Source organism: Halobacillus litoralis (genome assembly GCF_009856445.1).
GTDB classification, from domain to species: Bacteria; Bacillota; Bacilli; order Bacillales; family Halobacillaceae; genus Halobacillus; species Halobacillus litoralis.
Window position 1 is genome coordinate 211,088 of record NZ_WMFA01000001.1, and the last position, 23,447, is coordinate 234,534.

General features: G+C 44.8%; 17 protein-coding genes. 15 read left to right on the forward strand and 2 right to left on the reverse strand.

The window, feature by feature from the left end; all coding sequences use genetic code 11:
* The first annotated feature begins 21 nt into the window (after nucleotides 1-21).
* From gltB to GLW00_RS01005, 4 genes are all read left to right on the forward strand, one after another.
* Nucleotides 22-4,602, forward strand: coding sequence for a glutamate synthase large subunit (gene gltB / locus GLW00_RS00990; RefSeq protein WP_160910613.1), 4,581 nt, complete (start codon nucleotides 22-24; stop codon nucleotides 4,600-4,602).
* A 19-nt stretch (nucleotides 4,603-4,621) separates the two neighbouring features.
* Nucleotides 4,622-6,109: a glutamate synthase subunit beta gene (locus GLW00_RS00995; RefSeq protein ID WP_160910614.1), complete on the forward strand. Its 1,488-nt coding sequence runs from the start codon at nucleotides 4,622-4,624 to the stop codon at nucleotides 6,107-6,109.
* Nucleotides 6,110-6,380: 271 nt separating this feature from the next.
* Nucleotides 6,381-8,417 (forward strand): catalase, encoded by a 2,037-nt coding sequence (locus GLW00_RS01000; protein WP_160910615.1) that lies wholly within the window; start codon nucleotides 6,381-6,383, stop codon nucleotides 8,415-8,417.
* 954 nt (nucleotides 8,418-9,371) lie between these two features.
* Entirely contained in the window at nucleotides 9,372-10,721 is a 1,350-nt protein-coding gene (locus GLW00_RS01005) for a dipeptidase (RefSeq protein WP_160910616.1), read from the forward strand.
* Nucleotides 10,722-10,744: 23 nt separating this feature from the next.
* Here the strand turns inward: GLW00_RS01005 and GLW00_RS01010 are convergent, their stop codons facing one another.
* Nucleotides 10,745-11,380, reverse strand: coding sequence for a GrpB family protein (locus GLW00_RS01010; RefSeq protein WP_160910617.1), 636 nt, complete (start codon nucleotides 11,378-11,380; stop codon nucleotides 10,745-10,747).
* 108 nt (nucleotides 11,381-11,488) lie between these two features.
* Between GLW00_RS01010 and GLW00_RS01015 the strand changes: the two genes are divergently transcribed.
* Genes GLW00_RS01015 through GLW00_RS01035 form a run of 5 tightly spaced genes read left to right on the forward strand, consistent with a single transcriptional unit; the run spans nucleotide 11,489 to nucleotide 16,425 of the window.
* Entirely contained in the window at nucleotides 11,489-12,415 is a 927-nt protein-coding gene (locus GLW00_RS01015; protein WP_160910618.1) for a M48 family metalloprotease, read from the forward strand.
* 15 nt (nucleotides 12,416-12,430) lie between these two features.
* Nucleotides 12,431-13,069, forward strand: a complete 639-nt coding sequence (locus tag GLW00_RS01020) for a hypothetical protein (RefSeq protein WP_160910619.1) — start codon at nucleotides 12,431-12,433, stop codon at nucleotides 13,067-13,069.
* Complete coding sequence (locus GLW00_RS01025; protein ID WP_160910620.1) at nucleotides 13,069-14,193, forward strand: DUF4350 domain-containing protein; 1,125 nt, start codon at nucleotides 13,069-13,071, stop codon at nucleotides 14,191-14,193. The genes GLW00_RS01020 and GLW00_RS01025 overlap by 1 nt, the downstream gene beginning before the upstream one ends.
* Entirely contained in the window at nucleotides 14,190-15,116 is a 927-nt protein-coding gene (locus GLW00_RS01030) for an AAA family ATPase (RefSeq protein ID WP_160910621.1), read from the forward strand. Before GLW00_RS01025 ends, GLW00_RS01030 begins: the two co-directional genes overlap by 4 nt.
* The gene (locus GLW00_RS01035) at nucleotides 15,067-16,425 is read left to right on the forward strand and encodes a DUF58 domain-containing protein (protein WP_160910622.1); all 1,359 of its coding nucleotides are present in this window, start codon (nucleotides 15,067-15,069) and stop codon (nucleotides 16,423-16,425) included. The genes GLW00_RS01030 and GLW00_RS01035 overlap by 50 nt, the downstream gene beginning before the upstream one ends.
* Here GLW00_RS01035 and GLW00_RS01040 read toward each other — a convergent pair.
* On the reverse strand, nucleotides 16,403-17,377 hold the full coding sequence (locus tag GLW00_RS01040; protein ID WP_160910623.1) for a stage II sporulation protein M: 975 nt from the start codon (nucleotides 17,375-17,377) through the stop codon (nucleotides 16,403-16,405). The genes GLW00_RS01035 and GLW00_RS01040 overlap by 23 nt on opposite strands.
* Before the next feature lie 92 nt (nucleotides 17,378-17,469).
* On the opposite strand from GLW00_RS01040, the gene GLW00_RS01045 reads away from it, so the two are divergent.
* The 6 genes from GLW00_RS01045 (at nucleotide 17,470) to GLW00_RS01070 (ending at nucleotide 23,103) form a co-directional block, all read left to right on the forward strand.
* Nucleotides 17,470-18,264 (forward strand): RDD family protein, encoded by a 795-nt coding sequence (locus tag GLW00_RS01045; protein ID WP_160910624.1) that lies wholly within the window; start codon nucleotides 17,470-17,472, stop codon nucleotides 18,262-18,264.
* 272 nt (nucleotides 18,265-18,536) lie between these two features.
* Nucleotides 18,537-18,701: a hypothetical protein gene (locus tag GLW00_RS01050; protein WP_160910625.1), complete on the forward strand. Its 165-nt coding sequence runs from the start codon at nucleotides 18,537-18,539 to the stop codon at nucleotides 18,699-18,701.
* Nucleotides 18,702-19,133: 432 nt separating this feature from the next.
* Nucleotides 19,134-20,324 carry a carboxylate--amine ligase gene (locus GLW00_RS01055; protein ID WP_160910626.1) on the forward strand — a complete coding sequence of 397 codons (1,191 nt, stop codon included), beginning with the start codon at nucleotides 19,134-19,136 and terminating at the stop codon, nucleotides 20,322-20,324.
* A gap of 133 nt (nucleotides 20,325-20,457) precedes the next feature.
* Nucleotides 20,458-22,005: a Mur ligase family protein gene (locus GLW00_RS01060; RefSeq protein WP_160910627.1), complete on the forward strand. Its 1,548-nt coding sequence runs from the start codon at nucleotides 20,458-20,460 to the stop codon at nucleotides 22,003-22,005.
* Nucleotides 22,006-22,052: 47 nt separating this feature from the next.
* Nucleotides 22,053-22,763, forward strand: coding sequence for a cysteate racemase (cuyB, locus tag GLW00_RS01065; protein ID WP_160910628.1), 711 nt, complete (start codon nucleotides 22,053-22,055; stop codon nucleotides 22,761-22,763).
* Nucleotides 22,764-22,821: 58 nt separating this feature from the next.
* Complete coding sequence (locus tag GLW00_RS01070; RefSeq protein WP_160910629.1) at nucleotides 22,822-23,103, forward strand: hypothetical protein; 282 nt, start codon at nucleotides 22,822-22,824, stop codon at nucleotides 23,101-23,103.
* Nucleotides 23,104-23,447 lie beyond the last annotated feature (344 nt).

Genomic DNA, 23,447 nt, shown 5'->3' on the forward strand with positions numbered 1-23,447 from the left:
TGTCCGCTAGGGGGAAAAAATATGCAAAAACACGGATATCCTGTTCCGCAGGGGCTGTATCATCCGGAAAATGAGCATGAAGCTTGTGGTATCGGAGTGATCGCCAACATCGATGGAACGAAGAGTCACAGTATCGTAGAGAATGCCATCACTATTCTATGTAACTTAGAGCACCGTGGTGGACAATCTGCTGATGTCAGTACAGGAGATGGGGCCGGAATACTGACGCAGATCCCTCATCATTTTTTTGAAGCACAATGTGAGAAGGAAGATATATATTTGCCTGAATCCGGTAAATACGGAATCGGCATGATTTTCTTTCCGGAAAATCATGAGACAAGAACAGAATGTATGCAGACTTTTGAGCGTATTGTCGCAGAAGAAGGACAAGAATTTTTAGGCTGGCGTACGGTTCCGGTAAATGATTCGTTCGTTGGGGAAGATGCGAAGAAGACCAAACCATTTATTCGTCAGGCTTTCGTTGCTCCATCTGGAAATATTCAAACACAAATGGACCTGGAGCGCCGCCTGTACATCATTCGTAAGCGAGCGGAAATCGAGATTGCTGGAAAAGAGGGGTATGATGACTTTTATATCAGCAGTTTGTCATCGAATACGATTGTCTATAAAGGGATGTTGATTCCGGAACAGCTGGATTCCTTTTATATCGATCTGAACCACCCGGATTTCAAAACGGCCCTCGCTTTAGTACACTCCCGCTTTAGTACGAACACCTTCCCGAGCTGGAAACGTTCGCACCCGAACCGATTCACCATTCATAATGGAGAGTTTAATACATTACGAGGCAATGTGAACTGGATGAGAGCACGCCAGGAGCTTTGTAACTCGGAATATTTCAGTGAAGAAGACTTACAGAAACTTCTTCCTGTCATCGATTCCAACGGTAGTGACTCTTCCATGTTTGATAATGCCTTTGAATTCTTATACTTGTCCGGTCGTTCACTCGCTCACACCGCTATGATGATGGTGCCCGAGCCTTGGTCAAATGACGAAACGATTCAGGAAGACAAGAAGAATTTCTATGAATACCATAGCTGCTTAATGGAGCCATGGGACGGGCCGGCTGCCCTTGCTTACACGAATGGGAAACAAATCGGTGCCTGCCTCGACCGTAACGGTTTGCGTCCTGCACGCTATTACGTGACAAAAGACGGAATGATTGTCCTTGGTTCTGAAGTGGGTGCTCTTGATATTTTCGCTGACGATATTTTGTATAAAGATCGTCTCGCACCAGGAAAGATGCTCCTTGTTGATCTTGAAGAAGGGAAAATCATCCCTGATGATGAAATCAAATTGCAAATTGCTCGTGAGAAACCATATAAAGAATGGATTGAAGAGAACAAATTTGATTTAGAAGACCTTCCTGAACCATTGACCGAACACCGTCCGGTTGAAAACTTGATCGACCAGCAGCTTGCTTTCGGTTATACAACAGAAGAATTAAACAAAATCCTTCTGCCGATGGTCAACGATAAAAAAGACCCCGTCGGTTCGATGGGATATGATTCACCGCTTGCTGTGCTTTCTAAAAAACCACAATTGCTTTACAGCTATTTTAAGCAGTTGTTCGCCCAGGTGACGAACCCGCCCATTGATGCCATTCGTGAAAAGTTGATTACAATGGTGGAAACGACAATTGGAGCAGAGGGGAACCTGGTCGATCCAAAACCAGAAAGCTGTCGCCAGATCCGACTGCAGACGCCTATTTTGACAAACCGTGAACTTGAACAGATTCGTCAGCAGGATGTAGAAGGATTCGCAGCACGTACGCTTTCCATTCTTTTCGATGCCAAAGAAGGCGGTTTGAAGCCTGCACTTGATCGTTTATGTGAAGAAGCGGATGCAGCAGTAGAAGATGGTACGACGCTGATTGTCCTATCTGATCGTGGAATCAGTGAAGAGTATGCAGCCATTCCTTCTCTCCTTGCCGTATCCGGTCTGCACCATCACCTGATCCGTAAAGGGACGCGTACGAAAGTGAGCCTGATCATTGAATCTGGAGAGGCGCGTGAAGTGCACCATTTTGCTACACTACTTGGTTATGGAGCGGAGGGAATCAACCCTTATCTTGCCTATGAATCTTTGAGGGATTTGATGGAGCGCGACCTGCTTGAAGCAGAGTCTCATGAAACGGCTGTGCAGACGTATATCCATTCTGCAACGGATGGGATCATTAAAGTCCTTTCTAAAATGGGGATTTCAACTATTCAAAGTTACCGTGGTGCACAAATTTTCGAAGCAGTTGGTATCCATAAAGATGTGATCGACCAGTATTTCACTCGTACAGCTTCCAGACTCGGGGGTATCGGTCTTGATATCATCGAAAAAGAAGTGCTTATGCGTCATGAAGTGGCTTACGGGGAAACGCGTGGATCAAACCGCACACTGGAAGCTGGTGACGAATATCAGTACCGCCAGAACGGGGAAGATCACCAGTACAATCCGCAGACGATTGCAACATTGCAGCACGCCTGCCGTTCGAACGACTATGACCTTTTCAAGCAATATTCCAAGATGCTGACCGATGAAAAGAACAACCTGCAGTCTCTCCGTGGATTGCTTTCCTTCAAGGATCGCCCATCCATTCCGGTTGAGGAAGTAGAGTCTGTCGAGGATATTTGCAGACGGTTCAAAACGGGAGCGATGTCATTCGGATCTATCAGTGAAGAGGCTCACGAAGCCTTAGCCATTGCGATGAACCGTATCGGAGGCAGAAGTAATTCCGGTGAAGGTGGAGAAAATCCGAAACGATTCACTCCTGAAGAAAATGGTGACTTGAAACGTAGTGCGATTAAACAGGTAGCTTCTGGCCGTTTCGGAGTAAACAGCCATTACCTCGTCAATGCGGATGAAATCCAAATCAAGGTCGCTCAGGGAGCGAAGCCGGGAGAAGGAGGTCACCTTCCAGGCAAAAAAGTATATCCATGGGTAGCAGAAGTCCGTGGTTCCACGCCTGGTGTTGAATTGATATCACCACCACCGCACCACGACATTTACTCCATTGAAGACTTGGCTGAGCTGATTTATAACTTGAAAAATGCCAATCCAAAAGCTCGTGTCAGCGTGAAGCTTGTTTCCGCTGTTGGCGTTGGAACAATTGCTGCAGGGGTAGCAAAGGGACGTGCTGATCTTGTCCTAATCAGTGGCTATGATGGAGGAACCGGTGCGGCACCAAGAACAAGTATTAAGCATACCGGCCTTCCTTGGGAAATCGGTCTTGCGGAAACGCACCAGACGCTGGTTCTTGACCGTCTGCGTGATCGGATCGTTGTTGAAACAGACGGGAAAATGATGACAGGACGTGACGTTGTCGTTGCCTCCTTGTTAGGAGCGGAAGAATATGGATTCTCGACCGCACCTCTCGTCGTCCTCGGTTGTGTCATGATGCGTGTCTGCCACTTGAACACATGTCCGGTCGGTGTTGCGACCCAGGACCCTGAACTTCGTAAGAAATTCACAGGGGAAGCGGATCACCTTGAGAACTTCATGCGTTTCATTGCACAGGAAGCGCGTGAACTCATGGCAGAGCTTGGCTTCCGTACCATCAACGAAATGATCGGTCGTACTGATGTTTTACAGACGAACGAAGCGATCGACCACTGGAAAGCCAAAGGCGTTGACTTGTCAGCCTTGCTTTACCAGCCTGATGTCCCTGCCGACTATGGTCGCTTTGCAGTTAGAAAGCAGGATCATGGCCTTGAGAAGACGCTGGATATGGAAGAGTTGATCCCGCTTTGCAAGAAAGCCATTGAAACAGGGGAGCCGGTGGAAGGCACAGGATCCATCCGTAACATCCACCGTGTAACAGGTACGATCCTTGGTAGTGAAATCACACGTCGTTATGGAGCAGAAGGACTTCCGGAAGACACGATCAAATTGACCTTCAAAGGTTCCGCAGGTCAAAGTTTCGGTGCCTTCATTCCTAAAGGAGTCACCCTGCGCCTTATCGGGGATTCCAATGATTACGTAGGAAAAGGTCTGTCCGGTGGTAAAATCATCGTTCACCCATCACCACGGTCATCTTTCGTACCGGAAGAAAACACGATTATCGGAAACGTATCCTTCTATGGTGCTTCAGCAGGAGAAGCTTACATCAATGGTCTTGCTGGTGAACGCTTCTGTGTCCGTAATAGTGGAGCGGAAGTGGTTGTCGAAGGTGTCGGAGACCATGGATGTGAATATATGACAGGCGGGAAAGTCGTCGTCCTTGGGGGCACAGGGCGTAACTTTGCGGCAGGAATGTCCGGAGGCGTCGCTTACGTGCTGGATGAGTCTGAACTGCCTTTTGATACAAAGTGCAACAAAGAATTAGTTCACCTGCAGCAGTTAGCAGATGCTAATGAAATTCAAGAACTTTATGACATGATCGAAAAGCATGTTTCTTATACAAACAGCCCACGAGGTGAAAGAATCCTTGCTAATTGGAGCGACTATGTATCCAAATTCGTCAAAGTGATTCCGAGAGATTACTTGGCGATGCAGGAACGAATTAAGAATTTAAGAGAAAGTGGTCTTGAGAAATTTGACGCGGAAATGACCGCTTTTGAAGAACGCAATAAACCGGTAGCAACAGTCAAATAACGAAGAAGGGGGAGATCTGATGGGTAAGTCTACTGGATTCATGGAATACACACGCCAATCCACACCTGAGCGCGATCCTGAAACAAGAATAGAAGATTGGGAAGATTACAAGCTTCCCCTTTCAGATGAAGAAGCACAAAAGCAAGGGGCACGCTGCATGGATTGCGGCGTTCCTACTTGCCATTCCGGAATGGAAATCAACGGCATCACGAGCGGTTGTCCTGTTTACCACCTCATACCTGAATGGAACGATCTGGTATATCAGGGGAAATGGAAAGAAGCCCTTGCCAAAGAACACGAAATGAACAACTTCCCGGAGTTCACAGGTTTTGCCTGTCCTGCTCCGTGTGAAGGGGCTTGTGTTCTTGGAATCAACGAACCACCTGTAGCTATTCGTAGTGTAGAGAGGTCTATTATTGAAAAGGGATTTGACGAAGGGTGGGTCACTCCTGAACCTCCTGCCTATCGTACAGGTAAAAAAGTAGCAGTCGTCGGATCAGGCCCTGCTGGTCTGGCCGCGGCCGCACAGCTGAACAAAGCGGGCCACTGGGTGACAGTATATGAGCGTAACGATCGTGTAGGTGGATTGCTCACCTATGGAATTCCTGAAATGAAGCTGCCTTATTCCGTCGTTGAACGACGCGTGAACATTTTGAAAGAAGAAGGCATACAGTTTATGACGAACACAGAAGTTGGTCGTGATTATCCCGTCTCTCGTCTGAATGAGGAGTATGACACGGTCATCCTTTGTGGAGGTGCCACAACACCAAGGAACCTGGAAGTAGATGGACGCAACTTGAAAGGCATCCACTATGCAATGGACTTCCTGCACTCCAACACAAAGAGCCTTCTTGATTCTGAGCATGAAGATGGAAACTACATCAGTGCGACAGACAAAAATGTCATCGTGATCGGTGGCGGGGACACAGGAACTGACTGTATGGCTACATCCATGCGTCACGGCTGTAAGAGCCTGACTCAGTTTGATATTTATGATAAAAAAGGTTCTACCCGTGACAATGAGGTGAACCCATGGCCGCAGTACCCGGTCATCCACCGCGTGGAGTACGGCCAAAAGGAATCAGAGGCGAAGTTTAATAAAGATCCACGCGCCTATGCGGTTATGACGAAGAGATTCGTTGGGGATGAAAACAATCGTATCAAAGAAGTACACACGATTGACGTTGCTCTTTCTTACGATGAAAAAGGAAATAAAGTCCGTACTGAAATTCCAGGAACCGAAAAAGTATGGGAAGCAGACCTCGTACTGCTTGCGATCGGTTTCAGCGGCCCCGAGCAGGATCTTATTGAAAAGCTTGGCATCGAAACGACCGTACGTTCCAATGTCGCTGCCCAATACGGGAAGTACACGACGAACGTTGAAGGTGTATTTGCTGCCGGAGACATGCGACGCGGGCAAAGTCTGATTGTTTGGGCTATCAACGAAGGTCGCGAAGTCGCACGTGAATGCGATCGATACATGATGGGAGCATCCCAGCTGCCTTAAATATAGTTAACCCTTTTAGCCACCTCTGAAACAGAGGTGGCTTTTTGTGTTTACGCTTTTTGAGATAGGTTGGATGTATGAGAAGTTGCCCCCTATCTATTTAATAGACCATTATATTTAGATTTCCTTCGTTATTTACGAACATCTTCCGACAAACTACTTTTTCAGGAAAGTAATTGTGGGTTTATTCTGTCGAATCGCCGGGTACGTAGATTGTAATGTTTATTTATTACTTACCATTCTAAGAAGTGGTTTCTTAAGGAGGAGCTCAATGAGTAAGAAAAGATCAAGTAAAGATGAGCAGTTGGATCAGTTCCGGGTGGATGACTCCGGCAAACATATGACGACGAACCACGGAGTCAAAGTTTCAGAGGATGAATTTTCATTAAAAGCTGGTGTACGTGGTCCTACCCTGCTGGAAGATTTTCATTTTCGTGAAAAAATGACCCACTTTGACCATGAGCGTATCCCTGAGCGTATTGTTCACGCGAGAGGGTTCTCAGCACATGGCGAATTTCAATTATATGAATCGCTTGAGAAATATACGAAAGCTGACTTTTTAAATGATACATCAAAAACTACACCGACGTTTGTAAGGTTTTCCACGGTTGCTGGTTCCAAGGGTTCTGCAGAAACGGTGCGTGATGCACGGGGATTCGCAACGAAATTTTACACAGAAGAAGGAAACTATGATCTAGTCGGAAATAACATACCAGTCTTCTTTATCCAGGACGCAATTAAATTCCCTGACCTTGTCCATGCAGTCAAACCTGAACCACATAACGCTATGCCGCAGGCAGCATCCGCCCATGATACGTTCTGGGACTTCGTGGGACAAAACCAGGAGTCTGCTCATATGGTCATGTGGACGATGTCTGACCGTGCCATTCCTAGAAGTCTGCGTATGATGGAAGGCTTCGGGGTTCACACGTTCCGTTTAGTCAATAATGAAGGAAAGGCTCATTTCGTTAAGTTCCACTGGAAGCCTCTCCTTGGCACACACTCTCTTGTATGGGATGAAGCACAAAAGATTAATGGTAAAGACCCTGACTTCCACCGAGGGGATCTTTATAACTCCATAGAAAACGGTGATTATCCTGAGTATGAGCTTGGAATCCAAGTCATACCTGAAGAAGATGAATTTAAGTTCGATTTTGATGTCCTTGATCCAACGAAACTTTGGCCGGAAGAAGACGTTCCCGTTCAAATCGTCGGTAAAATGACGTTGAATCGTAATGTAGATAATGTATTTGCTGAAAACGAACAGGTGGCATACCATCCAGGAAACGTCGTACCAGGGATCGACTTTACAAATGACCCGTTATTGCAGGGGCGTTTGTTCTCCTACACGGATACGCAGTTGATCAGGCTGGGTGGACCGAACTTCCATGAACTCCCAATCAACCGCCCTGTCTGTCCTTTCTTTAATAACCATCGTGATGGCTATGGCCGTCAAACAATCAATAAAGGGCAGGTCAGTTATCATAAGAACTCACTTGCAAACAATACACCAACCCCGGCAAGTGAAGAAGAAGGTGGCTATTCCCACTACCAGGAAAAAGTGGAAGGTCACAAGATCCGTGCTCGCAGCGATAGCTTTAAAGATCACTTCTCTCAGGCTACCTTGTTTTGGAACAGCATGAGTGACCATGAAAAAGAGCATCTCATCAATGCGTTCAGCTTTGAACTCGGAAAAGTGGAAAGCGAATCCGTTCGTGAAGAAGCAGTGAAAATGTTCGCTAACGTAAGCCTTGAGCTTGCCCAAGGATTTGCTAAAAATATTGGAGTTACTCCTCCACAGAGCGGGGGATCAGATGTGAAGAAATCTTCTCCTGCTCTCAGTCAGGCAAATACGGTTCACAAGCCGTCTACTCGTAAAGTTGGCGTCATTTTAGCTGGCGGATTCAATGGGAAGGAGGTCACTCAAGCATTGAAGGAGCTCTCATCAGAAGGAATCATGACTGAAATCATTAGTGATAAGCAGGGAATGGTCAAAGGAGACGACGGTTCAGAAATGAAAGTCGATCACACCTTCCTTACTACTGATTCTGTTCTGTATGATGCGCTGTACGCGGTTGGTGGAAGCGATGAGGAAGAAGCGTTCAAGAAGCATGCCTCTCATTTCCTTAACGAAGCATTCTCTCACTACAAACCGTTGGGTGCTACCCACAATGCTGTGCAGTGGCTGAGCGATAACAAACTCGCCGACCACAGCGGTGTCGTAGCTGCTGATGATGTCAAAGGCTTCACAGAAGATTTTGTCCAGGCAGTCGCTGCTCACCGCCACTGGGATCGTCAATTAATATAACAACAACCCCTGCCGGCCTTGGATAATTCCAAGGTTTGGTGGGGGTTTTATTTTACTCTTATAGGTGCTGGTTGTTCAGCTTACACGAAAGCATTTATAAAATATTAAGTGGACCATAGACCAAAAGCCATTGATTCGTGAAGTTAGTTCCTGCCCCGAAAGGGAAAAAGGTACGATTTTTTGTATAGTTTGTTTAAATCTCGTGAGGATAAGGGAAAACATGAATAAATACAAAAGACGAAGAGGTGATTCCATGATTCGTACAATCTTAATGATCATCGGTTTAATCGTAGTGATTAGTTTCATCATTTCTCTGCTATAATTTTTATCTTCCTAAGACCAAACCAAAGTGGCCGGTAATCCATAACTGGCCACTTTTTATTTTTAAATTTCCATAGACTTGGAATTTTCTTCTGTTCAGAAGTTATTAAAGTATATGGCAGGGTGCCGAGCTTCCTCGGGCAACCGCCCTGCGGGATCTCGCCCATCTCCTTTCTCCCACGGGAGTCTCGCAGCTTCCCAACCACCCCTTTCGATGTAAGGGAAAAACGAACCCCTTTGCCTTATATGAGTGTCTTTCACAAATCCTGAATCTATAGTGATAAAGCGCACTATAACAGGCCTTATCATTCAAAATGCGGTTGGAGAATTCATGTTGCTTCACTCCTGGAAGTGGTTTCGAAGATAGTTATATGGCAAAGGGGCGGAGGGGAATGGCGAGACTCCTGCGGGAAAAAAGTGCTTGTTGAGACCCACAGGACGCAGTCCGAGGAGGCTCACCGCGCTCCCGCGGAAAGCGAGCTATTCCCCGAAGTCCCTATATACCCAACAAAAGTCTCGAAACCAAGTCTTCAAGATAAGGGAGCTTTTATGGAATAGAAGGATTGTCTATGTTTCAGTCGTTGAGGGAATTTCGGTATAATGAGAGCAAAAGGATAAAAGGAGGCCCAAAAGATGAAGGAAGCCGTTGAGTTACATAAAGACCAGTTTATTGAAGAATTAAAACAGTATTTAAGCATACCGAGTATTTCTTCCTTGTCTAAACATAAAGAAGACGTTAAAGAGGCGGCGGATTGGACAGCCGGGGCTTTGGAAAAAGCCGGCATGGAGAATGTGGAGGTCATCCCCACAGAGGGGCATCCGATTGTTTATGCGGATTGGCTTCATGCAGAAGGAAAGCCTACGGTTCTTGTGTACGGCCACTATGACGTACAGCCGGAAGACCCCCTCGATTTATGGGAGACACCGCCATTTGAACCGGTGATCAGAGACGGGAAAATTTTCGCCCGAGGAGCGACGGATGATAAAGGTCAACTTTATATCCACATCAAAGCTGTCCATCTTCTTATGAAAGAAAACGGAGAACTTCCGGTTAATATGAAGTTTGTCATTGAAGGTGAAGAGGAAATTGCAAGTCCGAACCTTGTTCCTTTCATTCAGGAAAACGAGGAAAAGCTGGCATGTGATGCAGTAATCATTAGCGATACGTCCTTTAGTGAGAAAGGACAGCCGGCCATTTGTACATCTCTGCGTGGGGCTTTAGCTTTGGAGATGACTGTTAAAACTGCTAATTCAGATTTACATTCAGGTACCTATGGCGGGGGCGTACCAAATTCAATTCATGCCCTCGTCCAATTGTTGGATTCGCTGCATGAAGAAAGTGGCCGTATAGCCGTTGAAGGTTTTTATGAAGGCGTTCCGGATCCTACAGCTGCTTTAAGAGACGAAGTAGCGGAAGTCCCATTCAATGAAGAGCGTACAAAGCAGGAACTTGAGCTTGATGACCTTTTCGGAGAGGAAGGGTTCACTTTCCAAGAACGCGTCGGTATTCGACCTACACTTGAAATCAACGGGATCACAGGAGGATTTCAAGGCGAAGGGTTGAAAACGATTGTCCCTAAAGAGGCGAGTGCAAAAATCAGCTGTCGTCTCGTTGGTGAGCAGGATCCCCAGGCGGTTTTTGAGGCGATCCAACGTCATGTAGCTGACAACCGGCCGGCGGGTGCGAAGGTTGACCTTCATCAGTACATTAAAGCTGACCCAGTGGCGATTGATTCAAGTAATCCTTATATTCAAAAAGCGGCAGATGCATTTAAAAGTGTGTATGATGTACGCCCTCACTTTCCGAAAGAGGGCGGGTCCATTCCAATTGTTGAAGTTTTCGGTCGAGTGTTAGATGCGCCGGTCGTTTTAATGGGCTTTGGACTTCCGACGGAAAATCTGCATGCACCGAATGAACATTTTCATCTGGAGAATTTTACGAAAGGGCTGGAAACGGTCTGTAGATATCTTGAAGAGTTATAAAGGAAAGGCTGAGAATGCAGTTCTCAGCCTTTTTTATATGCAAGAGCAAGAATGGATTGAATGAAGGGCCCTTTTTTCTCTGTGTAGACTGATCTCTCTTCTTTATAGGCTTCAGCTAACTGTGTTTTTAGAAATTCATAGGCTTGGGCAGATTCTGAGTTGGCACGTAAGTAGTCACGAAATGTCATTTTCTCTTCCCATTCGGTGCCTTTCCATTCACAGATATGCAGGTGGAAGGTGTCGTTCGTATCGGTTTCTTTTTTGAAAAAGCGCCGGGTCCTTAATTCAGGCTTAGGAACATATTCATACCCTGCTTGTGCAAGGGGACCAATGTAATAGGAGAACTCATCAAGGTTTTCTATCCCTAATAGAATATCAATAATGGGCTTTGCAGAAAGGTTCGGCACAGAGGTGCTTCCGATGTGCTCGATGGGAATGTCCGGGTCATCAAGTTGTTGAAGGATGAAGCTTCTCTCTCCAGCGAAAGTTACCGGCCAGTTCGGTTGATATGAAGAAAGTTGTACATGTTCTTGGTGCTTCGGTTTATCACAGGTAAAGCATTTTAGTGTTTTGTTTTCAGACAAGACGCCATTCAAGAACCCATTTTCACAATAGATCGTTGTACCGCAAGCCGCACACGTGCCGACTTTTTCGTGCATGAGGGTCACTCCCCTTCCTCTTATATTTTGGATAAGTCTGTCTTTTTTTGTCAAAACGAAACGGTAAAATGTTAGAATAGTAGAAAGATACTAGTTAGGAGGATGATGATGGAACAACTACAGAAGCCGAAAACGTTTGGTGAAATATTAGACTATACATTCAGTATATCAAAGAAAAACTTCGGACCTTTATTTCTGACGTTACTCATTATATTTGCCCCGCTCTACATATTTGATTACTTATTCATGGTTTTGAGCGGAATCAGTCTGTTTCGTGAGTCGTCAGGGGGAGGATTCGCAGAAGGGGTCCTAAACAATCTCGATACGGCAGCGGCTACCCAGGAGCTTGTAGCCAATAATCTAGGGATTGGTATGGAAATACTTTACTTGCTTGTTTCTACTGTTCTAGCCATTATTATTTATCCGATAGCCCAGGCATCGGTCATTGTTGCGACAAGTAAAGCACTTAAGGATGAAGCCTGGTCGAAAGGACAGGCGATTAAAGGAGCGTTCTCGAGGTTTTGGCCGCTCGTCGCAAGTACAGCTTTGGTAGGAGTCATATTCGGAGCCGCCATCTTTACCGGTTTTCTCCTTTTTGGTGTTTTAGGAGGCGTCAGCTTTGCGAGGGATGGGTTTGGAGTCGGTTTCATCATGTCGATGATCCTCGGTCTCGTATTTTTGGGAGCCATCGCTTTTTTTATGACCAAACTGAGTATGTTTTTCGGAGCTATCGTATTCCAAAAGGTCGCCCCGGGTTTTTCAAAAAGCTGGAAGCTGACGAAAGGTCGCTTCTGGTCAACATTCGGGTTATTCATCGTTTTTTTCATCATCACCATGCTGCTAACTTCCATAATGGAGGGGGTTTCTGCTCTTCTTTTAGGTGGCAGTCTTTTTGGCCGAATACTGACAGACCTTGCCTCCATTATTACGACACTGTTTATGATGGTCGGTTATACGGTTTTGTTTTTTGACTTGAAAACAAGGAACGAAGCGGATGATTTAAAAGATATGATTGCTTCTTACAAAGAATCATGAACGTAGGTGAGTCATGTGAGCCAATCAAATGAAGGAAAAGAACAACTGAAGGAAATACTCGAGCGTCAGGAATACCAAGCATATGAGCAGGAATCTCAGACCGCGAGTCAACGCCTTTTAGATGTCATCACCGAATGGGTGAAAGATTTGCTTGAGACTTGGTTTCCTAATTTCCAAGTCTCTGATTCTGCCATCAATGGCTGGATCTATTTTTTTGGTTTCATCGGTATGGGCCTTCTTTTATTTCTTGTCATTAAGCTTGTGACAAGGCTCTCCGGTGAGAAAAAGCTGTCGGAAAAACGTACGTTCAGCATGACTTCAGACTTGGCATGGTCATCACAAAAACATGTGCAGGAAGCGGACGCCCGAGCTACAGAGGGTCAATTTTCTGAAGCGGCACGTCATGTGTTCCTGGGCATGCTGCTCGATTTTGATAAAAGAGGTCTTGTTGAAGCGAAAACATGGAAGACAAACGGTGATTATGAAAAGGAACTGCTCGACTCAGATCATAGACTTGTCGCTGACTTCTCATTACTTGCGAAGACTTTTGATCAAATCACCTATGGAAAGCGGATCCTACAGAAAGAAGAGTATGATGAATTCCGCTTACGGGCGTTACAGTGGATGGGTGAAGAGGGGAGGAGAGAAGCGTGATGGCTACGAAGAAAACGTGGGTTTGGATCACTGTCATCTTTGCTCTTCTTGCGGTCATTCTTTATTGGCTCTCCCATGGACGTCCAGAACCGTACCCTCCTTATTTATCTGAATCCCCTTCGCAGACGGGAGTTAAGGCTTTTTATACCCTTCTTGATGAACAAGGTGGGGAGCCACTTCGCTGGGATAGTGAGCCGGAGCGGCTGCCGGAAGAAAATAGAAATAAACTCCTTTTGATGATTGAGCCATTTTCCACCGTCAGTGGAGCTGAGATGCGTCAATATCAAGATTGGATGGAAAAGGGGAACAGGATCTGGCTGATGAAAAACAATCCTGTCGGTTATTTTGATACCCAGGTAGACTATGGGGTGTTACCTGCAGGGGAAACGACGGTGGAGGATGAGAATGGTCGTACATACACCGTTGAGATTCAACAGGAGCACCGGCTCAAGACGAAGGAGTCGGATGAAGTCCTCCTGAGCGATGATCAAGGTGTGCTGGCTTTTAAGCGCTCTTATGGAGAGGGTGCGTTAATTGTTGGCATGAATCCGGATTGGTTCACAAATGGGTGGATGACAGACCATGAACATTATGAAGTGATCACTTCCATATTAGAATCAGGATCCGGATACAGCAGTATTTGGTTTGATGAATATATCCATGGACAGGACGGTTTTCTTTCCGGGGTGGACGTCTACCCGAAATGGCTGGTGGTCTTTGTTCTTCAACTTGCTTTGTTCGTGCTTTTCTTGTTATGGATGCAGGGGAAAAGATTCGGGCCGTCCTTCATGCCGAGAGAAGCGGTCGTGCGGTTCGGGGATGAACGCCTGCGGGCATTGGCTGCCTGGTACCGAAAAGGGGAGTTTTATAGAGAGTCATTAGCTGTTCAGGAATCTTATATACGACAGCTGCTGCAGGAGCGGTTTGGCGTATCCTCCCAGGCATCCTGGCAGGATATTCGTCGCACGCTATCGTATCGGCTGAGTGACGAGGATTATCAGGATTGGGATAAATGGACGAGAACCGTGGAGCCATTGGAAAACGTGACCGACGTAGATAAAAAGACATTTGTAGATTGGTCGCATACGTTCGATCAAATGAGGAAAGAGGTGCAAGGGTCATGAATGAAAAATTAATAGAGTTGATACAGGCCTATGAACAAAGGGTTTATGGGCAGTCGGAAAATGTTCGCTTGATGATCGCATCCATTCTGGTTGGTGGACATGTGTTATTGGAAGGTGTTCCTGGTACCGGCAAAACAAAAATGGTCCGAACATTAGCGAACCTTCTTGGAGGCGACTTCAAGCGGATTCAGTTTACGCCGGACCTCTTACCGAGCGATATAACAGGAAGCATGATCTATAACATGAAAACCGGTGAGTTTGAGACGATGAAAGGACCTGTCTTTACAAACGTTCTGCTTGCTGATGAGATTAACCGGACCCCGGCGAAAACACAAGCGGCCCTGCTCGAAGCGATGGAAGAAAAACAAATGACCATTCAGGGGGAGACGTACACACTTCCGGCTCCTTTTTTCGTTGTTGCTACTCAGAACCCGGTGGAGTTTGAAGGGACATACCCACTACCTGAAGCGCAGCAGGATCGCTTCTTGTTCAAATTACATATCGATTTTCCGTCCATGGAAGAAGAAGTAGCTGTACTTAAGCAGGTGATACGACCACAACAAGAAGAATCTATTCACTCACTATTGACGGTGGAAGAGTTCAAAAGAATCAGTCAGGAAATATCATCCATTACGATGACCGACGAAATGTACGGATATATCATGTCGGTCGTTCGGAAGACGCGTGAAACAGAAGCGATTCGCCATGGAGCAAGTACGCGGGCAGGCATCGCGATTGCAAAGGCAGCGAAAGCATGGGCTTATCTGGAATCGCGGGACTATGTCACGCCGGACGATGTCAAAAAGGTGGCGGTCGCCTCCTTGAGACACCGGGTGATTTTAGCACCGCATATGGAACTGGAGGGAGTGACCCATGACCAAATCATTCAAGAACTTGTGGGATCAGTTCCTGTTCCGCGATAAAGGGATTGTTCCAACCAAGCGCCTGCTTGTACTTATACTCGCCTTATCTTGCGTAATGATTTTACTAACATGGACAGGGCTTTCCTGGCCATTAATCATTGCGACGAATGGGGCCATTTTATTATTAAGTTTGGTTGACCTTACTTTTTCACCTAAACGAAAAGAGCTTCAAGTTCACCGAGTGATGGATGAAGAGATGGAGCGGGGGATTGAAAATGAAGCCTCACTGGTGATTAGAAATGCTTCTGAAAAAGGGGTGAAAATAAGAGTTATCGACCACTTTCCTCAATCGTTCAGCCAGCCTTTTCCTTTGAAGAAAGAGATCCTTGGACATGAAGAGGCACGGATCACCTATACTTTTCAAGCCGCTCAACGCGGAGACTACACGCTTCCTCACCTTCATATCCGCTATCGTTCTCGTATTGGTTTATGGGAAAAGCAGATGAGGGTGGATCAAATCAAAAACGTGCGGGTCATTCCGGATCTTACCGAGAGCAGAAACTTCCTGGAGGATGCGCAACGGTTCCTGCTTTACGAAGGGACACGATTGAAGAAGCGTCAGGTGGGCACCGGAGAGTTCAGTAAAATCCGATCGTATGTCGTGGGAGATGATATTAGGAAAATCAATTGGAGACAAACCGCTAAAGTTCAAAATCTGATGACCAACGAATATGAACCAGAGCATGGAAAGTTTATTACCTTATTGATTGACTGTGGGCGGATGATGGGCGTGGAGCTTGAGGAGAATAACCGATTGGAGAAGTCGCTCGAGGCTGCGGTGACTGTGGCGACCGCTGCTTTAAAGCGTGGCGATTACGTGGCGGTTCTCGCTTTTTCAAAACACGTTCATGTGTATGTTCCTCCAGTGAAAGGGATGGCGCATATGCAAACCATTCTGAAAGAAATTTATCATTTGAAAGTTGAAGGATACGAATCGAACTATACAGCTGTCTTCCAACACTTGCAGAAAGTACAAAACAGAAGGAGTCTTCTGTTGTTGTTTAGTGATGTGAGCACTTTTCTATACGAAGAAGCTGCGTTGCATTATTTACAACGGTTGCGGCGTTCGCATTTGTTCTTAATGATTGGAATTGAAGATAGAGTCATCGATTCCCAGATAAGAAGAAAGCCTGAGGATGTACAAACCACATTAGTGAAGACGATGGCCCAAAAGCATGTGTTGGATAAAAAGCAGGAGTTGAAAAAGTGGGAGCGACAGGGTCTCCAAATGATTGAGGCGCCGGAAGAAGAACTGGCGACAGCAGCCGTTTCCCACTATATCAACATTATGAACCGCGGACTTCTCTAGTTCTTCCAGCATGGATCTTTCCAATGATGACGTATGCCAAAAGCCCAAGGAGAGTAATGAATGCAAATGCGTACTTCGCTTCAAGGGATAAGCTGGATGGCGTGATGTAGCCTTCTACAATTCCTGCGATGATGAAAAGCGGAAGTGTTCCAATCAGCAGCAGAACGGATTGGTAGGCATAGGTTTTTAATTGATAGCTCCGTGTTCGTTTGCCGGGAACCCATAGCTTGTAGCCCATTAAAAGACCCGCACCGCCTGCGATGAAAATGGCTGTAAGCTCGATAATTCCATGGGGGACGATATAGGCCCAAAAGTCATAGGCTCTGCCATGGACCATGAACAAAGCGGCCAAGGCACCGACGATGATTCCGTTGTAGATGAGGAGATAAACCGTCAGTAACCCAAAGGTGACGCCCCCGGCAAAAGCTAGAAAAGCAACTTGAATATTATTGGTCATAATTTCTGCTGACATGACAGGAGAATTCACCCCGCCATCTTCGCTTCCCAGCCGGCTTGGATCTACCGCTTGTGCGATGGAATCAGGCAAAATCGTGTAAAGGCTCATCGGATCCTGGTAGACAGCCAAAAAAGCAGCCAAACCACCTAAAAGGAACAAGAACATGCTGATGACAACAAACTTCCATTGTTCGCTGATGAGTGTAATGAATGAACTTCCGAACATGCGCTTCACTTGTTTCCAATTCGACGTGCTTTCCTGGTAAAGCATATTATGGGCCTTTGTTACGAGGTCATTTAAGTAATCGGTTGTTTCTTCTTCTGCAAAGTATGTTTGACTGTAGGCAAGGTGCTGCGTGACTTTTTGGTACAGGCGCTGAAACTCTTCTATATGTTTAGGGGCCCAATGACGTTTGTTCTTATGTAACAACTGAATCAATTCTTCTAAACGCTTCCACTCTTTACGATGGAGTTGGACAAAAGATCGATAATTCATGGCTTCACCTGCAATACGGTAATTTTTAACATTCTATTTCTATTATAGAAAAACAAGAGACATATGGGAACCCATAAGGAGGGAGGAAGAAAATGGAGGAAAGATGGAAGGTGAAAACCCCCGAACATGTGACTTTGAATTTCCAGTTGGCGGGTTTAGGAAGCAGGGGAGCGGCTCAAATCGTCGACTCTATTCTTTTAGCCTTATTATATAGCGGAATGATTGCGCTGCTCGTTTTCACAGAAAACCAAATGGACTTCATGTTGGAAGGCCGCGGGTGGGTGATTGCTTTTGTTATCCTTGTCTTATTTGGCATCCAATGGGGCTATTTCTTCTTATTCGAATGGTTCAGCGGTGGGAAAACCCTTGGTAAAATGATGCTCGGCCTCCGAGTCGTCAAAGAGGATGGAGGAAAAGCAACCGTCTTATCCATATTCATTCGAAATTTGTTACGAATCATAGATATGCTTCCTTTTTATTATCTGATCGGAATGGTAATGGTTTTCTTCCATCCCCAGCATAAAAGACTTGGCGATCTTGTCGGCGGGACGATCGTTATCCACGAACGGAAAAAACAACGTTTGAAAAAGAAACAGACCCTCGTGGAAAAAGAAATCGAAAAACGTGATCTGGAATCGGGTCAACTAGTCATTGGAGACTGGGAGAAACAAAACGTTACGAAAAAAGATTGGGACTTATTGAAAACTTATGTTTATCGTTATCCGACTTTGAAACCTGAAGAAAAAAACAACATGACCAGGGAGGTTGCTGAGATTCTTCTTCCCAAACTCGAGTTAGAGGATGAAACGAAAAGTGAAGATGAGTTAGCTACTCGACTTTATGCTGCTTATATAGAGCTAAGAGAAGAATGGGAATTTCATTTATAACTGTAAAACACAGCCGACTTTCCGGGCAGGGTGCGGCTGTGTTTTTGTATGTAAAAAAAAGATTATTCGTTGCTCGCCTGTATGTATGCGTTTGTATTTGTAAGTATTTAAGGGAATATACAAGGATTACTAAATATATATTTACTTCAGTGTAGAATTTGGTATTATATACTAGGATTTAATAAAATAAAGGCGAATAAACGGGCTGAACCATATGGGAGGTTATGTTTGTTCCTACCTGAAAATATAAAAGGGAAAGGGGATTACAGCTTATGCTTACATCTCTTTATGTGTTGTCTCTAACCGTTCTGCTTACGTTCCTTATATTATATGCTATCGATAAAGTTGCCCGGCGCTTTAAGAAAATCCAGAACCCTACAATCCAGCAAGATCAAGTTCCAGCTGATGTTGATTTCAGCCACCAGACATTCAAATAAGTGCTTTAACAAAAAGTGGCCCCCTGGATAAAAAGGAGCCACTTTCTTTTTTGGACAGAACTAAAACCACATGACAGATAAGCTCTCTTTAGTTGAAAGCTCAGTTTCGAGACTTTTGCTGGGGATGGGGGCTGCGGGGAATAGCTCGCTTTCCGCGGGAGAGCGAGTAGCTTCCCAGCCATCCCTGACTCTTAACCGGGCAACGACCCTGAAAACATCTCGAAACTGAGTCTTCCACAATCCTGCCATATACTTTATCAACTTAAAGTGTTGCTGAGGCAAGGGTTGTCTTTGGTAGAGGGGTTTACGTTTTGTTAGGTACCTGTTTGTGGTAAAATAGATATGTTTACATAAAGAAAGCTACCAACTAAAACAAATACGTTTTCTATATATTTTTCAGTACAATTCAACAGATGGAAAAGGGGATATCTCATGGCGAATAAAGCGGTTGTTCTAGGAGCGAACTATTATATTGGGCTGAGTACGATTAGATGTTTGGGTATTCATGATGTCCATGTTGCAGCAGTGGACTATGACTGGGAAGGTGCCTATGGGCTTGAGTCCAAATATTGTTCAGAAGCATTGATCGGGCCCCACTATAAGCAAGATCCGGAAGGTTTGAAGACTTTCTTGATCGAATATGCCAAAAAGCAGGATGCTGCCCCTGTGCTGATTCCGACAGCCGATCCATATGTGGAATTCGTGGATGAATATCTGCCGGAATTAAGGGAATATTTCCTTATTCCTCAAACGGAACAAGGGTTATATACTAAAATAATGGACAAAGGCACTCTTCACACACTGGCTTCGCAGCATGGAGTGGCTGTTCCGGAAACGGTTCAAGTAGATGATGAGAATCTTGTGCAAAGAGTGGAAGAGGAAATCCAATACCCTTGCCTCGTAAAGCCGGTGGATTCACCAGCTTTTGTATCCAAGTTCAGAAGGAAGCTTTTTAAGGTTCATAATCAAGAAGAGTTAATAGAAAAAGTGGGGCAAGCAAAAGAAGCGAATATTGAAGTCATCGTCCAGCGCATTATTCCAGGTTTTGATGACCATATGTACACGTTTGATGCATATCTGGATCAAAATTCTAAAGTTACGCATTGGGTTACGTGCCAAAAGCTTCGTCAATTTCCAGTGAATTACGGTGCATCTGTTTACACTCAGCAAAAATATGTGCCGGAGCTTTATGAACTGGGGGCGAAGTTTTTAGAGGGAATTGGATATAAAGGTTTCGCGGAAATAGAATTCAAGAAAGACGCTGAAACCGGCCAGTACTATTTGATTGAAATTAATGTTCGTATTACGAATTTGAACCATCTATTACAAAAAACGGGTATCAACATCCCTTATATCACTTACAAAGAGTTGACCGGGGACCCGGTGGAGCCGAAAGCAGTGGAAGAGGATCAGAATCTCGTTTTCTGGTATGCCTATGAGGACCTTCTGGCAGTCAGAGAATACATCAAAACAGGACAACTCTCTCCCCAAAAGGTTTTGAAATCTTATTTCAGACCGAAAGCTCATGCTATCTGGGACCCTAAAGATCCAAAACCAGCATTCTCCTTTGGGAAGAAGTTGGCGAATCTCGTTGTAAATAAAGTAACAAAGAAAAACAAGTAACCTTTTTTCGTCATGCTGCTGAGAATACAGATGGCGGACAGTAGGAAATGCTAACCAATAAACGAACAATATGGACGGAACGAAATTGAATTCCATTGAACAGGCTAATACAATGCAGGGAAGGTAGATAAGAATGGCTAAATTGAAAGAATTATTATCATTCATCCATATACTGGAGTCATGGAATGACAGGGACCTGGACGTCCGAGGACTTGCATACAATTCAAGAAATGTAGAACAGGGGGATGTGTTTGTCTGTATTAAAGGCTTCAAGACAGATGGACACCGTTATGTGGCGGAAGCAGTGAAAAATGGAGCGGCCGCCATTGTGGTCGAGGATTATCAGTCCGGGTGGGATGACCTTCCACAATATCAGGTTAAAGATAGCCGTCGTGCTCTGGCTGCCCTGAGCGATGCATTTTATAATCACCCTTCAAAGGCTATGAAAACGATTGGAATTACAGCGACTAATGGGAAAACGTCCACTTCATTTATGACGAATGCTATTCTTGAAGAGCATGGACTTAAAACAGGCTTGATCGGAACAGTCGTGGTCAAGTTCGGTGACTACTCCGAGCCTACAAAGCTTACGACACCGGAGTCGCTCGACCTTCATCATTATTTTGCCCAAATGAGAGACCAGGATGTTTCCCATGTGACAATGGAAGTTTCCTCCTCAGCGCTGGATTTAAGCAGAGTGGGTAGTGTGGACTTTGATATTGTTACATTAAACAATATCAGTCGGGAGCATATCGACCTGCATGGGTCTTTTGAAGAATACTTCAATTGTAAAGCAAGCCTCATTCGCAATGCGGGTGAAGATAAATGGGCTATCCTGAACCTTGATGACCCCTATTCTGCGTCGTTGATCGAAGAAACGAAAGCCAATTTGCTCACATTCAGTGTAGAAACAGGTGATGGCGACCTGGTGTGTAAAGATCTTGATCTTACCACAGGCCGCGCGAAATTCACGGTTGAAATCCGTAAGCCATTTACTGTTGAAGGTACAACATATGAGCCGCAGGAGTTCTCTATTGAGCTTTCGACGCCGGGGTATCACTCCGTTTATAATTCCATGGTAGCCATTGCTGCAGGATTGTTGAATGAAATACCGATTTCAACCATTCAAGCCGGACTCAAAAGCTTCGGTGGTGTAGAGAGACGTTTTGAAATGGTGTTTGAGGATGATATTAAAATTTTGGACGACCATTTTGCCAACTATGGAAATATCAACGTCACCTTGAACACTTTGCAGCAAATGGATTATTCAAGCCTAAAGCTCGTCTACTCTATTCGTGGAAGTCGTGGAGTTACAGTCAATAGAGAAAATGCAAAAGCGATTGTGGAATGGGCGCCTAAGTTGGGGCTGACTGAAGTAATTGCGACCCTCAGCCATTCGCATGTGGATGAAAAAGACCGGGTGACAGAAGAAGAGCTGCGTGTCTTTCAGGAAATGATGGAGGAAGCAGGCATTCATGTAGACTTGTATAAAGAGTTGGATGATGCTATCCACCATGCGCTCTCAGAAGCTGAAAAAGACGATGTTGTCTTGTTAGCAGGATGCCAGGGGATGGACCCAGGAGCAAAAATCGCCCTGGAGCAGTTGAACAAGACACGTCCGGGAATGGATGAAGAGAAATTGTTCAAGCCATTGCAAAACAGAGTAGCAGGAATCCTCTGATTAAACCGATACAGCAAGAGCCTGGTCTTTCGTTAGGAGGCATAACAGTGAATGATAAAATTATCGGCATACTCGGGGGAATGGGACCTGAAGCAACGGCCGAATGTTATATGAAGATCATAAGAGCGACGAATGCAAGTAAAGATCAAGAGCATTATCGAGTGATCATAGACAGCAATGCGAAGATTCCGGACCGCACTGAAGCCATTTCAGGAAAAGGGGAAAACCCTGTTCCTGAAATGGTCCACGCGGCTAAAAATTTAGAAAAACTCGAAGTGGATGTTGCGTGTATTCCTTGTATGACCGCACACTATTTCATCGAAGAAGTTCAGAAGTTCGTGTCGTTCCCATTATTGAATGCTTTCTTGGAATTGAAGAAATTCATTCAGGAACACTATCCAGCTGCTCATAAAATTGGAGTGCTTGCCACAACCGGTACTTTGGAAACTGGACTATTCAAGAAGTATTTCGATCATCTGGAAGTGATTAATCCTACACCTTATACACAAAATGAAAAAGTGATGCGTGCCATTTACGGTGAAAACGGGATTAAAAGTGGGAATACGGATGGGGAACCCCTTCAACTACTAAAAGAAGCATCCCAGGAACTCTTTGACAATGGGGCAGAGTTGATTATTTCAGGCTGTACAGAGATCGGTCTCGTATTAAAGCCTTATCACCTGCCTGTTCCGCTGATCGATCCTATGGAAGTCGTCGCAAACGTAGTCGTAAAAGAAACTGTTTATCAAAAGTCATGAAAAGTGTCCCTCCTTCTTATATTTGTAACAAGAACCATTTTTCAGGAGGGGGCAGATCATGTCCAAAAGCGAGTTTGAGAAATTTTTGTCAGATTCCTTCAAAGAGGGGATTACCTTCAGAGAATTAAGGCTTTCTGAAAAAGAAGTATCTGATTTGATGTCTCATTATCCTTCAGCCATTATTAGAAGAACGAGTGAAGTCAACGATGCATTAAAGAAATCCTGGTATGAAGTCCATTTATCACCGATGCATAGAAAACCTGAAAATTTGGACTCCATACGTCAAGAAAATATCCGTCTCAAACGTGAGTTGGAAACCCTGAAGAAAATGAAAAACTAAGCACAATAAGACAATTCTAAAAGGATTGTCTTATTTTTTTGTCTATTTTTGGGGTCAAGGTTAGGTGTATTGCCTGTGGAAGTGTACACAGTTTCAATATTTTGAACTTAGATAAGCAGGTGTAAAAATAGTAATGTTTTCCATATAAGAATGGCCCACGCAAAATCAAAGAAAAACTATAATGTTTGGTTCTATAAACCTACAACTTTATAACCATTAGATTTCTTTTCGTATGTGTATTTTGTCGAAGAAAAAGTCAAACATACGTGTGTTTTGTTATGATTTGAAACATAAATGTAATAATAATTTGTCTTTATTTAGCGAATATCTTTGATATAATGAGG

Coding starts and splice junctions, on each gene's coding strand:
- gltB (WP_160910613.1), top strand. CDS start 22: ATGCAAAAACACGGATATCCTGTTCCGCAGGGGCTGTATCATCCGGAA.
- GLW00_RS00995 (WP_160910614.1), top strand. CDS start 4,622: ATGGGTAAGTCTACTGGATTCATGGAATACACACGCCAATCCACACCT.
- GLW00_RS01000 (WP_160910615.1), top strand. CDS start 6,381: ATGAGTAAGAAAAGATCAAGTAAAGATGAGCAGTTGGATCAGTTCCGG.
- GLW00_RS01005 (WP_160910616.1), top strand. CDS start 9,372: ATGAAGGAAGCCGTTGAGTTACATAAAGACCAGTTTATTGAAGAATTA.
- GLW00_RS01010 (WP_160910617.1), bottom strand. CDS start 11,380: ATGCACGAAAAAGTCGGCACGTGTGCGGCTTGCGGTACAACGATCTAT.
- GLW00_RS01015 (WP_160910618.1), top strand. CDS start 11,489: ATGGAACAACTACAGAAGCCGAAAACGTTTGGTGAAATATTAGACTAT.
- GLW00_RS01025 (WP_160910620.1), top strand. CDS start 13,069: ATGGCTACGAAGAAAACGTGGGTTTGGATCACTGTCATCTTTGCTCTT.
- GLW00_RS01030 (WP_160910621.1), top strand. CDS start 14,190: ATGAATGAAAAATTAATAGAGTTGATACAGGCCTATGAACAAAGGGTT.
- GLW00_RS01035 (WP_160910622.1), top strand. CDS start 15,067: ATGACCAAATCATTCAAGAACTTGTGGGATCAGTTCCTGTTCCGCGAT.
- GLW00_RS01040 (WP_160910623.1), bottom strand. CDS start 17,377: ATGAATTATCGATCTTTTGTCCAACTCCATCGTAAAGAGTGGAAGCGT.
- GLW00_RS01045 (WP_160910624.1), top strand. CDS start 17,470: ATGGAGGAAAGATGGAAGGTGAAAACCCCCGAACATGTGACTTTGAAT.
- GLW00_RS01050 (WP_160910625.1), top strand. CDS start 18,537: ATGCTTACATCTCTTTATGTGTTGTCTCTAACCGTTCTGCTTACGTTC.
- GLW00_RS01055 (WP_160910626.1), top strand. CDS start 19,134: ATGGCGAATAAAGCGGTTGTTCTAGGAGCGAACTATTATATTGGGCTG.
- GLW00_RS01060 (WP_160910627.1), top strand. CDS start 20,458: ATGGCTAAATTGAAAGAATTATTATCATTCATCCATATACTGGAGTCA.
- GLW00_RS01070 (WP_160910629.1), top strand. CDS start 22,822: ATGTCCAAAAGCGAGTTTGAGAAATTTTTGTCAGATTCCTTCAAAGAG.